Source organism: Pseudomonas sp. Au-Pse12 (assembly GCF_021341665.1).
Lineage (GTDB): Bacteria > Pseudomonadota > Gammaproteobacteria > Pseudomonadales > Pseudomonadaceae > Aquipseudomonas.
Window position 1 is genome coordinate 74,814 of the sequence record NZ_JAJTTH010000008.1, and the last position, 12,027, is coordinate 86,840.

13 protein-coding genes are annotated in these 12,027 nt (G+C 63.0%); 3 read left to right on the forward strand and 10 right to left on the reverse strand.

Annotated features, from left to right (window positions below; translation table 11 throughout):
* The 3 genes from LXM55_RS22095 to nirK all read left to right on the forward strand — a co-directional run bounded on the left by LXM55_RS22095 (window position 1) and on the right by nirK (window position 3,665).
* Window positions 1-1,644 (forward strand): DUF2300 domain-containing protein, encoded by a 1,644-nt coding sequence (locus tag LXM55_RS22095; protein WP_233322318.1) that lies wholly within the window; start codon window positions 1-3, stop codon window positions 1,642-1,644.
* 3 nt (window positions 1,645-1,647) lie between these two features.
* On the forward strand, window positions 1,648-2,463 hold the full coding sequence (locus LXM55_RS22100; protein ID WP_233322319.1) for a YfaP family protein: 816 nt from the start codon (window positions 1,648-1,650) through the stop codon (window positions 2,461-2,463).
* A 113-nt stretch (window positions 2,464-2,576) separates the two neighbouring features.
* Complete coding sequence (gene nirK / locus LXM55_RS22105) at window positions 2,577-3,665, forward strand: copper-containing nitrite reductase (protein WP_233322320.1); 1,089 nt, start codon at window positions 2,577-2,579, stop codon at window positions 3,663-3,665.
* Window positions 3,666-3,678: 13 nt separating this feature from the next.
* On the opposite strand, the gene LXM55_RS22110 is transcribed toward nirK, so the two are convergent.
* From LXM55_RS22110 to eutC, 10 genes are all read right to left on the reverse strand, one after another.
* On the reverse strand, window positions 3,679-4,761 hold the full coding sequence (locus LXM55_RS22110) for an alpha/beta hydrolase (RefSeq protein ID WP_233322321.1): 1,083 nt from the start codon (window positions 4,759-4,761) through the stop codon (window positions 3,679-3,681).
* A gap of 126 nt (window positions 4,762-4,887) precedes the next feature.
* A complete protein-coding gene (locus LXM55_RS22115) occupies window positions 4,888-5,337 on the reverse strand; it encodes a DUF3828 domain-containing protein (RefSeq protein WP_233322322.1) in 450 nt (149 codons plus the stop codon).
* Window positions 5,338-5,347: 10 nt separating this feature from the next.
* Window positions 5,348-5,719 carry a CHAP domain-containing protein gene (locus LXM55_RS22120; RefSeq protein ID WP_233322323.1) on the reverse strand — a complete coding sequence of 124 codons (372 nt, stop codon included), beginning with the start codon at window positions 5,717-5,719 and terminating at the stop codon, window positions 5,348-5,350.
* A gap of 192 nt (window positions 5,720-5,911) precedes the next feature.
* Window positions 5,912-7,063 carry a GGDEF domain-containing protein gene (locus LXM55_RS22125; protein WP_233322324.1) on the reverse strand — a complete coding sequence of 384 codons (1,152 nt, stop codon included), beginning with the start codon at window positions 7,061-7,063 and terminating at the stop codon, window positions 5,912-5,914.
* Window positions 7,064-7,204: 141 nt separating this feature from the next.
* The gene (locus LXM55_RS22130) at window positions 7,205-7,636 is read right to left on the reverse strand and encodes a hypothetical protein (RefSeq protein ID WP_233322325.1); all 432 of its coding nucleotides are present in this window, start codon (window positions 7,634-7,636) and stop codon (window positions 7,205-7,207) included.
* 506 nt (window positions 7,637-8,142) lie between these two features.
* Window positions 8,143-8,670: an inorganic diphosphatase gene (ppa, locus tag LXM55_RS22135; RefSeq protein ID WP_011063696.1), complete on the reverse strand. Its 528-nt coding sequence runs from the start codon at window positions 8,668-8,670 to the stop codon at window positions 8,143-8,145.
* Between the two features lie 240 nt (window positions 8,671-8,910).
* Window positions 8,911-9,723, reverse strand: coding sequence for a zinc-dependent peptidase (locus tag LXM55_RS22140; RefSeq protein ID WP_233322326.1), 813 nt, complete (start codon window positions 9,721-9,723; stop codon window positions 8,911-8,913).
* 5 nt (window positions 9,724-9,728) lie between these two features.
* Window positions 9,729-10,385 (reverse strand): DedA family protein, encoded by a 657-nt coding sequence (locus tag LXM55_RS22145; protein ID WP_233322327.1) that lies wholly within the window; start codon window positions 10,383-10,385, stop codon window positions 9,729-9,731.
* A 244-nt stretch (window positions 10,386-10,629) separates the two neighbouring features.
* The gene (locus LXM55_RS22150) at window positions 10,630-11,088 is read right to left on the reverse strand and encodes a GNAT family N-acetyltransferase (RefSeq protein ID WP_233322328.1); all 459 of its coding nucleotides are present in this window, start codon (window positions 11,086-11,088) and stop codon (window positions 10,630-10,632) included.
* A 106-nt stretch (window positions 11,089-11,194) separates the two neighbouring features.
* The gene (eutC, locus tag LXM55_RS22155) at window positions 11,195-12,019 is read right to left on the reverse strand and encodes an ethanolamine ammonia-lyase subunit EutC (RefSeq protein WP_233322329.1); all 825 of its coding nucleotides are present in this window, start codon (window positions 12,017-12,019) and stop codon (window positions 11,195-11,197) included.
* Window positions 12,020-12,027 lie beyond the last annotated feature (8 nt).

Genomic DNA, 12,027 nt, shown 5'->3' on the forward strand with positions numbered 1-12,027 from the left:
ATGGCGCGGCGCTGGGCCTGGTTGTTCCTGTGTTTGCTCCCTGGGCTGGCGACGGCCCAGGACGAGCCCCTGCGCCTGGCCTGGAAAAGCGCCCCGGACAGTGAGCTGGTGAGCCTGAGCAAATCCCAGGTACTGGCGCGCGAACCCTTGCCCATGGACCTGCAGGCGCCGCTGGGCAGTGTCTGGAAACTCTTCGTCTACGCCTGGCTGGTGGACACCGGCGCCGAGGAGCCGGCCTATGCCTGCCAGGGCAAGTCCAAGGAAGAGGTCTACTGCTGCTCGGTGGGCGCCAGCATCGCCCGGGATCAGGCGCTGGTGCGTTCCTGCGGGTTGTATTTCGAACCGCAGCGCTTGCAGTTGTCCGCTGCTGACTGGCGCCACTACTGGCAAGCCCGCAATGCCCCGGAGTGGTTGCAGGACCTGAACCAGCTGCAACCGCAGACCCGGGTTCCGGTGGCGCAGTTGCTGCAGGTGCTGGCGCTGCTGCCGGCCCGGGACACGGCGCGGCGGGTGCTGCTGGACGTGGTGCTCAATGCCGGTGACGGCGCCGTGGTGGGGGAAGTGGGCGGACGTTTGCGGGTCAAGACCTGGAGCTGGCTGGCGGATCAGGATCGGCAGTCGCGCCAGGGCGGTTTCGCCGGCTGGCTGGTGGACGGCACGCCGCTGTGGGTGGGCGGGCGCGGCACCAGCCAGCGAGTGCTGAAGGACTACGCCCAGGCCCTGAACCAGGTGCTGCCGGACAACCCGTCTGTGGATAAAGGCCGCTGCGTGGAAGTCAGCCTGTTTTCCCGCTATCCGCTGAAAAGCGTCAGCCAGAACGGCCAGCTTGCCAATCCGGGGGCCTTGCAAGGCGATTACCGGGTGGAGTTCGCCAACGGCAACCAGCTGGATATCCACAGCGCCGGCGAACTGTTCCTGCAGCGTGATCCCGCAGCCCAGCGACTGGTGGCACGCCTGGACCGTGAGGAATATGTGGCGCGGGTACTGCAACGTGAGGCCAGCAGTGAACCGGCGGAAGCCGCCAAGGCCCTGGCCGTGGCGATCCGCACCTACCTGTTGCAGAACGCCGGGCGCCGCGGCGAGTGCCTGAGCATCGACGACAGCAGCAACCGCCAGCGGGTGGCGCCGCGCCCAGCCACCGCCGAGGCCCGGGCCATCGCCGCCTGGACCAGTGACCTGGTGCTGGCTGGTACACAAGTCACCTATCACTCGGACCTGAAGGCGCCGGACAAGCTGTCCTGGCAGCAGGCGGTGGAGCAGGCGCGCTCCGGTCAGCGCTATGACGCCATCCTGCTGCATGCCTATCCGCGCGCCAGCCTCAGCCGCTGGGACAGCCCGGTGGCCTCCTGCGACCCCTTGCCGGCGGCCCAGGATTGGCTGCTGAACCAGCGTCGGCGCTGGCGCCAGCCGCTGGAGCAAGAGATTGGCTACAACGAAATCAGCCAGTTCGCCGTGTGCCGCCTGAATTTCGGCCGGCCCTACGTCGACCGCGAACGGCAACGCATCTACGTGCGTGGCGTGCTCTCGCTGCAAGACCGCCTCGACCTGACTCACGAATACCTGCACCTGGCCTTTGAAGCTCATCCCAACGGCCAGGATGAAACCTACATCGAAGGGCTCGCCCGTCATCTTTTATTGGAATAGGCCATGAAACTTCCTGCTCCCCCGGTCCTCCTGTTCCTTTGTGGAATGTTCAGCCTGCCCGTGGCCCTGGCCGACAGCGGTATCCAGCTCGACACCCCCAAGGGCGGCTGGCGTACCCGCGCCATCGATGGCGAGCAATACATTCAGGAGGTCAACTACCCGGCCTCCTCGGTCAACACCCCTCAGGGACAGGCCGATACCGCGCGCATTCGCGGGCAGATCAAAGGCGCGTCCAAGGCGAGCAAAGAGCCGGGCAAACTGATCGTCAACGGCGTCAGCATGCCGCTCAAGTTCGATGAGCAAGGCGGGTTCGACCGGCCTTACTCATTTCCCAACGGCAGCAACAGCGTCGAAGTGCGCAGCCCCGACGGCCAGCAGCGCAAGCGCGTGCAGTTTCTCAACAGCGGCGGTGGCGTGACCCCGCCCAAGTTGCGCGTGCTGCTGTCCTGGGACAGCGACAACACCGACCTTGACCTGCACCTGGTGACCCCCGATGGCGCGCACATCTGGTACGGGGATCGGGTTGCCCCCAATGGCGCGACCCTGGATGTGGACGTGACCACGGGCTACGGCCCGGAGATCTTCTCCATGCCGGCCCCGCTCAAGGGCCAGTACCTGGTCTATGTGAACTACTACGGAGGCGGTTATCGCAGCGACGATGAAGACGGCGGCCAGGAAAATGCCGTGCAAGCCCTGACGACGGCCCAGGTGACGGTGATTACCGAAGAGGGCACGCCGGATGAGAAGAGCGAGTCGTTCATCGTGCCGATGCGCGCGCCAGGGGAGCTGACGCTGGTGCGCAGTTTCAGTTATCCATGATCGAGCGCAACGGATGCGCCCTCGCGGCCATCCGTTCATTGCCCTGAGACAATACGCGCCCCCAGTGTTTGCCTTGCAATGAATCACCATTCATTGGCAGGGAAATGCAGAGCATGGGTGCTTTTCAATCGTGGTTGAAGTGGTGTGTGGTGGCCGGCGGCTGTGTTTCCGGCCTGGCGTTGGCGGCGGGTGCGGACGGCCTGCAACGGGTCAAGGTGGAACTGGTGACGCCGCCCCAGGTGCATGCTCACGAGCAGATGGTCAGTGGACCGCCCAAGGTGATGCAGTTCCACATGCGCGTCGAAGAGAAAAAGATGGTGGTGGATGACCAGGGCACCACCCTGCAGGCCATGACCTTCAACGGCTCCATGCCCGGCCCGACCCTTGTGGTGCACGAGGGCGACTACGTCGAGCTGACCTTGAGCAACCCGGCCAGCAACACCATGCCCCACAACATCGATTTCCATGCCGCCACCGGCGCCCTGGGCGGGGCCGCGCTGACCCAGGTCGTGCCGGGCCAGGAGGTGGTGCTGCGTTTCAAGGCTGATCGTAGCGGCACCTTTGTCTATCACTGCGCGCCGTCGGGCATGGTGCCCTGGCACGTCGTCTCGGGCATGAGCGGAACCTTGATGGTGCTGCCGCGCGACGGCTTGAAAGACCCCGCCGGCAAGCCCTTGCACTATGACCGGGCCTACACCATCGGCGAGTTCGATCTGTATATCCCCAAGGACAAGGACGGGCATTACAAGGATTACCCCGACCTGGCCTCCAGTTACCAGGACACCCGTGAAGTGATGCGCAAGCTGACCCCGAGCCACGTGGTGTTCAACGGCCGGGTTGGCGCTTTGACCGGGGCCAATGCGCTGACCGCCAAGGTCGGGGAAAGCGTGCTGTTCATCCATTCCCAGGCCAATCGCGACAGCCGTCCGCACCTGATTGGCGGCCATGGCGACTGGGTCTGGACCACCGGCAAGTTCGCCAACGCGCCACAACGCAACCTGGAAACCTGGTTCATCCCCGGCGGTTCGGCGTTGGCCGCGCTCTACACCTTCAAGCAGCCGGGCACCTACGTGTACCTCAACCACAACCTGATCGAGGCCATGGAACTGGGGGCTTTGGCCCAGGTCAAGGTCGAGGGGCAGTGGGACGACGACCTGATGACCCAGGTAAAGGCTCCGGGGCCCATTACTCCAGCCCAGTAAGAGCCGCCGGGGCTCAGAGGTTCAGGGCGAATGTCAGGTAACCCGGATACGCCTGGCGCCAGTCGGCCTGGAAGGTGTGGCCTTCAGCATGCTCATGGCTCTGCACCTGGTTGCCGGGTTCCAGGGCCTGCTGCGTGGTGGCGGTGAGCTTCTGGTTGCTCTCATGCTCCTTGGCGCCATGAACGATGACGATGCGCTTGTCCCGGGCCTGGGTTTCGCCGAACGGAATCCGGTAACCACCGGGGGACAACAGCAAGGCGCCGCTGTATTGCTGCGGGTACTCGGCGATCAGGTGCGAGGCGTGTTCGGCACCTTGTGAGAAGCCCATCAGGGCGATGCGCGAGTGATCGATGCGGGTCTGCTTTTCCAGCTTCTTCAGCGCCGCGCTGACCGCTTCCTGGGTCGGCGCCACCGAGTTCTGCTGCCACATGAACGAATGCTCATCGCGCTTGAGGGTGCCGTTGATGCCCACCAGCACGGCTTTCTCGCCCACCAGCTCGGCGCGCATATCGACGCCGTCGCTGCCCTCGGTGCCGAAACCCGACAGCCAGACCACCACCGGCCAGCCCTCGGCCGGGGCTTTGCCTTGGGGAATGCTGAAGGCCGCAAGGCCCGCGTCCTTGGCCTTGGCCGGATAATTCTTCTCGGCGGCCTGCAGCAGCTTCTGGTAGGCCGGGGTCTGCTGCAGGGATTGCAGTTCGTCGTCTTCCTTAAGGATGACCCACTGCCAGAAGCCTCGCTCGCGGGCCTGGTCGAGGAACTCGGCGGCGCGCTTGTTCTTGTCCATGGCGGCCAGGCTGCCAGCGGCCTGGTACGAGGCGTAGGCATTCTTCGGGTCGAGGCGGGCGGCGGTCAGGTAGTAGGCGAGGGCGCCGGCATAGTTGTCGTGCTGGCTCTTTTCGTTGTCGCCGGCTTCGATGAAATCGGCTGGCGTGGCGTCGTCCAGGTACAGGTTGGCCATGGCCGCCATGCCTTGCCAGCGCCCTTTGGCGACATCCTGCTGCTCATCGGCCTGGGCCCAGGCGGCGCCCAGCGTCAGGGCGGTAAACAGAGAGAGAAACGACAGGGGCAGGCGTACTGCGGCCGGCAACGACATGACTGAGAGTCCTTGTTCAGTGAAGGAGGTCTCGGGCGGACGCCCAAAACGGCGCGCAGCTTAGCATGGCGGGTCGCCCGGCTGGACGACCCTTGCGGGTGCTGGAGTCAACGCCGCGGCGCTGGATCAGTCGCTCTGATCCGCAGTGGAAATCACTTCGTCGATCTTCCAGCAGCCCTTGTCCTTGACCATCCGCACATCGACCACCTGAGTGGTGTCCGGGGTGCTGCCCAGGGTCACTTGTTCCTTGGCGCTGGAGCCCTGGATCTGTGGCTCGCTGACCTTGATCTGGGTCAGCCACTCATCCATGTAGTCCTGGGCCTTGAGGAAGTAGTCCTCTTCCAGGCCGTCGGGGCTGGCCATCTGTTTCTTGATCTTGGCGATCAGCGAGTCCGTGACGTATTTCTTCATCTCCGGGACGCTGTCGGTGATCGGGTCCTTGTCTTCGCTGAAGGTTTGCAGGTACCAGCTGTAGAACGCCTGGGTGACAGGCTTGGGCGAACTGGCGCAGTCGGCCAGGGCGACCGACTGATGCATGGCGACCGCCGCCAGCAGCGAGCAGAACAGCATTCTCATGGGGAACCCCTTACGGATGGCGATAGATTTTGTAGGCAGGCTTCTGCACGCGATAGGAATGTCCCGGGTAGAAACCGTGCAGTTGCTTGAAGTCTGACACCCAGAGGGTGCCGTTGAACATCGCCATGTGGCCGTGGGGGTGCCCGGGAATGGGCTGGATGATGACCACATCGCCCGCTGCGGGCGTCTGGCCGGCCGGCTGCTCGACAAAACCGGCGGAGGTCAATGATGAGCCGAAGTCCTTGGCCGAGTGCTTCCTGTGCAAAATCACCCCGCCGCCACCGGCTTCGATTGCCTGGCGGGTATAGGCCGCGCAACGCCCGGTGCTGCCGGCGTGAGCGTGAGCGTTCAAGTGACTGATAGCGGCTTGCTTATTCCACATTCCTTGTCATCCGAGAGTCCTGGAGAGCGGCGATTTTATTCTTGCGCAGGGATGCCGGAAATACTGGCTAAGTGCCTTGATCTGGGGCTTTGGGGGGCGTGTCACAGTTATACGGCGGATCGATAGAACCGTACGGGAGCTGCGCAGCGGATCAATGCTCGGGCTGTTCAGTGCGGCAGCAGTTCGAGCGCTCTATGCGAGGCTGCCTGTAACCCGGTTACGTCCCTGATCCTTGGCGCTGTACAGCGCTTGATCAGCCAGGGACAGCAGGCGTGGCAGGTCGTAGCCCAGGCTTTCACTGCTCACCACGCCGATGCTGACGCTGAGCAGCCCAGGTTCCAGCAGCGGCAACCGGGCAAAGGCCTGGCGAATTCGTTCGGCCACCAGCAAGGCCGCCTGTTCATCGGTCGAGGCCAACAGGCAGGCGAACTCCTCGCCGCCGATACGGGCAAATACTCCTTTCCCGCGCAGGTTTTCTGAAAGTACCTGGCTGAAGGCAATCAGCGCCTGGTCGCCCGTGTGGTGGCCGAAGGCATCGTTCAAGCGCTTGAAGTGGTCCAGGTCGCACAGCAGCAAGGCTATTGGCACGGCGTGACGCTGGCATTCGATCAGCAGCCGCTCGCCATTGACCATAAAGGCCCGGCGGTTGCCGATACCGGTCAGGGCGTCGCAGAAGGCCGCTTCCTTGAAGCGCCGTTCAACCCGCTCCTTGACCATGGACAGCGTCACATAGGCAATACCGATCACATAGAGCATCGATTCGAACAGCATCAAGGAGAAAAGCATCGCGCCGGTGTTGTCGCCTTTCAGCGCCTGATCCATGGCCAGGCCCTGGTCAATCACGGCGCGCACGCTGTAGTACGTGGTGTGCAGCAGGGTCAGAAGCAAGGCTGGCATATAGGCAACCTCCAGCTGCCGGCGGCTGCGCCAGAACTCCAGCAGGGTCAGCAGGCCGTAGCCGACTGTCAGCAGTGAGTAGGCCGAGACCCGCACCGTCATTGACTGGTAGAACGCCGGGAGCAGGCACAGCGCTAGCCATATGCCGGCACCGGCGAGCATGCCCGGGACATGCGGCGAGCGCCCGGCAAAGACCCGCATCGCCGTCCAGTTGAGGGCCGCGCTCAACAGCAGGACCACGTTGCCGAGGATCTTCGGCACGTAGTCCATACCCATGCCGCGCAGGCTGACCAGCACCATGCCCACTGCCGCCAGGAGCATCATGGCGCCCAGGTAGGCCAGCGGGCGCTCGCGGGTTTCCCGTAGCCAGGCGTGGAAGGTCAGCAGGCTCATCAGAAAGAAAATGAACACCGAGACTACGAGCAGGGTCGGGATGTGCAGGGCCATGTCCTGGGGTCTCGTTAACGTCGTCTCTAGGGCGAGGCAGCAAAGCCGGCTGCCGGAAAGTGGGCGAATTGCCATCAAGGGACGGGATTGTAGCGAGAACTTATGGGCCACGGTGAATGTTGCTACAACAACTCTCCGAGCCTAACGGAACACCCCGCAGACCGCGTTGCCCTGGTACCCATGCATGATCGGCCCCAGGAACATGAACGGGCCGCAGGCGTAAAACTCCGAGCTGATTTTGTGGCTTGAGTACAGCAATGGGGCTTCGATACCGCCTATATCGTTGCCGTATGAGGTGGCGCTGTAGGACTCGCAAACCGGTAGTTTCAGGGGGATGGGCAGAATAACGGCCCAGACGGTGGTGCCACACCACTGGCGTTCGGGTGTGCTCTTCTGCGTACGGGTGATGACCGGTGTCATGGCGTTGCCGATGAGTGTTTGGTGAGCTGCGGTTTTTGTGACCTGCTCTTCGGGCATGTCCACCCAGGCACCGACACAGCCGCAGAGGCCAAGGGCTGCCAGTGCGGCCAGCAGCGCGCATTGCATGGCCCGCCGCAAGGCGCGCGTGGTCAAGGGCGCGGGTATTGTTGCCTGAGGGGGGAGCGGAGCTGCAAAGCTTAGTCGGTCGTGCATCCTGCACCTGCTGTCAGAGTGGCCAGTGCTTCCCGTGCCCGGGTTTCAGGCATTAAAAAGCCGGCTTGTGGCCGGCTTCTCGGGGACTGGCTTGGTTCATTTTTGGTAAACCGCACCAGCCTTCAAAACGTACACCCAGCTCTTGCGGCTGGCTGTGGGACTGGGCGGGAAAGTCATCCGCTTCGTCGGGCGATCTGACCGCAGAAAGGGTCGATGCGCAAATGTGGGGCGCAGCATACGCAGGTTCGCCGGGAATTCCCAGTGCAAAGCGCGATCCAGAGGCCTTGAGGGCGAAAATAGTGCGTGGGAATTTGTTGCGCGATGCGTATCTGGTGCAAGCCCGTTCGCTGGCAAGCCGGTTCCTGCGGGAAATCGCGGGCACAAAAAAGCCCCGATCACTCGGGGCTTTCTCTTGAAGCGTGTCGCTAGCAGCTTGCAGCTGCTTCTCAGCCTTTGTAGGCCGCGACCGACTTCAGGATCTCGGCACGGGCCGCGTCAGCGTTGCCCCAACCGTCGATCTTCACCCACTTGCCTTTTTCGAGGTCTTTGTAGTTCTCGAAGAAGTGCTTGATCTGTTCCAGCAGCAGGGCTGGCAGGTCGGTGTATTCCTTCACGTCCACGTACAGCTGGGACAGCTTGTCGTGAGGAACCGCGATCACTTTGGCATCGCCGCCGCCGTCGTCGGTCATGTTCAGGATGCCCACTGGACGGGCGCGGATCACCGAGCCTGGCGCTACTGGGTAAGGGGTCACGACCAGCACGTCGAGGGGGTCGCCGTCGTCAGCCAGGGTGTTGGGGATGAAGCCGTAGTTGGCCGGGTAGAACATTGGGGTGGCCATGAAACGGTCAACGAACAGGCAGTCGCTGTCTTTGTCGATTTCGTATTTGATCGGCGCGTGGTTGGCCGGGATTTCGATAGCGACGTAGATGTCGTTCGGCAGGTCTTTGCCCGCCGGAATCTTGCTGTAGCTCATTGGGCGTTGCCCCCGTTAGTTGACCAAATGACTTGGCCGGATTGACCAAAAAGTGGCGGCGATTATAGACACACTCCGCTACCGATGCTACGTGCCAAGGGTCGTAGAACCTTGGTTGTACTGTCGCGCAGAGCTGTTCGGGCGGGCCGTGCGACCGGCGGTTTGGCCATCGGTCGGCAGGCGGGGCAGTGGTCTTTCAACTGGCCTTCAGATGAACAGCTTAAATGGCGCGACAGGACATTAGTGGTGCGTTTGATAGACCGGGTCTTCAGCTTGAAGTTGCTGCAGCCGGGCCAATGGATTCTGCCGATAAAACAACTGCAACTGTGCATAGACTTTCGGATAAGCCGCCACCAGCAAGTCCGGGGCGCTGAAGAAGTATTCGCTGGTGACGGCGAAGAACTCGGCCGGGTTTTCCGCCGCATAGGGGTCAATGGCGGTTTCTGCGTCCGGGTTGCGGTCCAGCTGGCGGTTGAGGTCGTCGTAGGCGTGCTGCATTACGTGCGCCCAGTCGCTGACCCGCATGTCGCTGTGCAGCGGTGGCAGGCCGTTGGCGTCGCCGTTGAGCATGTCCAGCTTGTGGGCCAGTTCGTGGATCACCAGGTTGTAGGCTTCCCAGCCCCCGCTGGCCAGGACTCCGGGCCAGGCGAGGATGATCGGCCCCTGCTGCCAGGCTTCGCCACTGTGCTCGCCATCCCATTCGTGCTCGATGCCGCTGGCATCGCGATGGCGCTGGGGGCTGAGGAAGTCGTCGGGGTAAAGGATGATTTCGTGGAAACCCTGATACCAGTTCAGGTCTCCCAGGTGCAGCAGGGGCAGTTGCGCCTGGGCCGCCAGCAGCAGGCGCTGTTCCTGATGCAGCTCGACCCCGGGCAAGGCCGTCAGGTGTTTGTCGTCGAGAAACAGCACGCTGGCTTCGCGCAGCCATTGATCCTCGGCGGCGCTGATGCCGTCGAGGAAGGGCAGGTGCTGGCGCACCCGCTGCCAGGTTTCATCGCTGACCGGATGCTTGGCCAGCCGGCGCTTGCGGCGCCAGGCGCTGAGGGACCACATGCGCTTTAGCGGGTTTCGGCTTTTTCGGCGTTGCGGCCCAAACGGCTGCGCAATACGCCAATGATCATTGGCACCAGGGACAGGAGGATGATGGCCACCACCAGCAGCGAGAGGTTTTTCTTGATGAACGGCACGTTGCCGAAGAAGTAGCCCAGGGTCACCAGGCCGCCGACCCAGAGGATGGTGCCGGCCACGCTGAAGGCGAAGAACCGCGGGTAAGGCATGCGCGCCACGCCGGCGACGAAGGGCGCGAAGGTGCGGATGATCGGCAGGAAACGCGCCAGGGTCACGGTCTTGCCGCCGTGCTTTTCATAGAAATCGTGGGTTTTCTGCAGGTAGTCGCGGCGGAAGATTTTCGAATTGGGGTTGCTGAACAACCGCTCTCCCGCTGTTCGCCCGATTACGTAGTTGGTGCTGTCGCCGAGGATCGCCGCCAGCATCAGCAGGCCGCCCAGCAGCACCGGGTCCATGCCACCGCCTGCGGCCACGGCGCCGGCGATGAACAGCAGGGAGTCCCCGGGCAGGAACGGCGTCACCACCAGGCCGGTTTCACAGAAAATCACCAGGAACAGGATGGCGTAGATCCAGGGCCCGTAGTTGGTCACCAGCATGTCGAGATAAACGTCGAGATGAAGGATTAGGTCGATCGGGTTGAAATCCATTGGGGCACCTGTGATGACAGCCTGGCTCGGCAGGCCTGTGCGATGACTCGGAGAAAGAGACTACAGGGGTATGTAGCTTTTCTTACGATCCGAAAAGGTCGGCATTATAAAGGCTGATAAGTGAAATGCGTGTTCAGATTGTAGCGGGGCGTTTCGGCCTGGCGGGTCGCTGAGCGAATGCCGGGAGGGCGCGCGGGCCTGGGCCGAAAAGAACAAAGCGGCCCTGAGGCCGCTGTCTGCAGGATCAGTCGTCGCCGAGTGGCAGGATGTAGTTCTTGAACTCGGTGTCTTCACGAAAGCCCATGGATTCGTAGGTTTTCTGCGCCACTTGGTTGTTGCTGCTGGTGGACACTCGAAGGCGCACGGCATTGGATTCCTTGGCCATTTTCTTCGCGGTGCGCATCAGGTTATCGGCCACCAGCTGACGGCGTGCGTCTTCGGCGACGTAGATATCGTTGAGAATCCACACGCGCTTGAGGGACAGCGAAGAAAAGCTCGGGTACAGCTGGCAAAAGCCCAGCAACTTGTTGCTGTCATCATCGGCCAGGGCCAGGTAGATCACCGACTCCTTGCGTCGCAGGCGCTTTTCCAGAAAGGCCCGGGACGAATCCGGATAGGGCAGGGCGCTATAGAATTCGCGGTATTTGACGAATAGCGGGGTCAACAGATCCAGGTGCTCGAGGGTTGCTTGAGTTATCCGCATGGTGGCTCTCAACTTCAAGTGGATGTGACGGCACAGGTTGGATGACTCGGACAGCCGTGTTGCGATGCTGCCCAAAGCGGCAAAAAAGCGCAATCGTCTTGCAACGTCACGCTTGTGGCGGGCTCAGGAGGAAATTGCCCTTCATATTCGCCGGCTCGTCGCTGTCCAGGGTCTGCACTTGTGCCTCGTCTTTGAGGTTCACCCCTGACAGTTGCCGGCGGCAGGCTTCACGCATCAGGTACAGCAGGCGGTGGGCGGCCATGCCATAGCTCAGGCCCTCCAGGCGTACATTGGAGATGCAGTTGCGGTAGGCGTCGGTGAGGCCGACTTTCGGCTGGTAGGTGAAATACAGCCCCAGGCTGTCGGGGGAGCTGAGCCCCGGGCGTTCGCCGATCAGGATCACCGTCATCTTTGCCCCCAGCAGTTGGCCGACCTCGTCGGCCACGGCCACCCGTCCCTGTTCCACCAGGACCACCGGTGACAACGACCAGCCTTCGGCGGCGGTCTGTTCTTCCATGCGGGCCAGGAACGGCAAGGTGTGGCGATGCACCGCCAGGGCCGACAGGCCGTCGGCCACTACCACGGCCAGGTCGACTCCACCGGGATGGGCGCTGGCGTAATCGCGCAGGCTCTGGGCCGACTCGTCGCTGAGCCGGCGACCCAGGTCGGGGCGTTGCAGGTAGCTGTGGCGATCGGTGGCGGCGCTGTGCAGCAGCAGGCTGTCACGCCCGCGCTCGGCCAACTGCGCGCTCAGGCCGGAGTGGTCGAAGGGCAGGTGCACGGCGTCGCGGGCCTGGGCGTGGGCAAACTGGAAGTCCAGTTGGGCGCCGGTGGGCAGGCTGGTGCCGGTGCGACCCAGGGCAATCCGCGCCGGGGTCAGGCGGCGCAGTTCCAGCCAGGGGTTCTGTGAGTCGGTCGGATGTTTTTGCATGAGCCTGT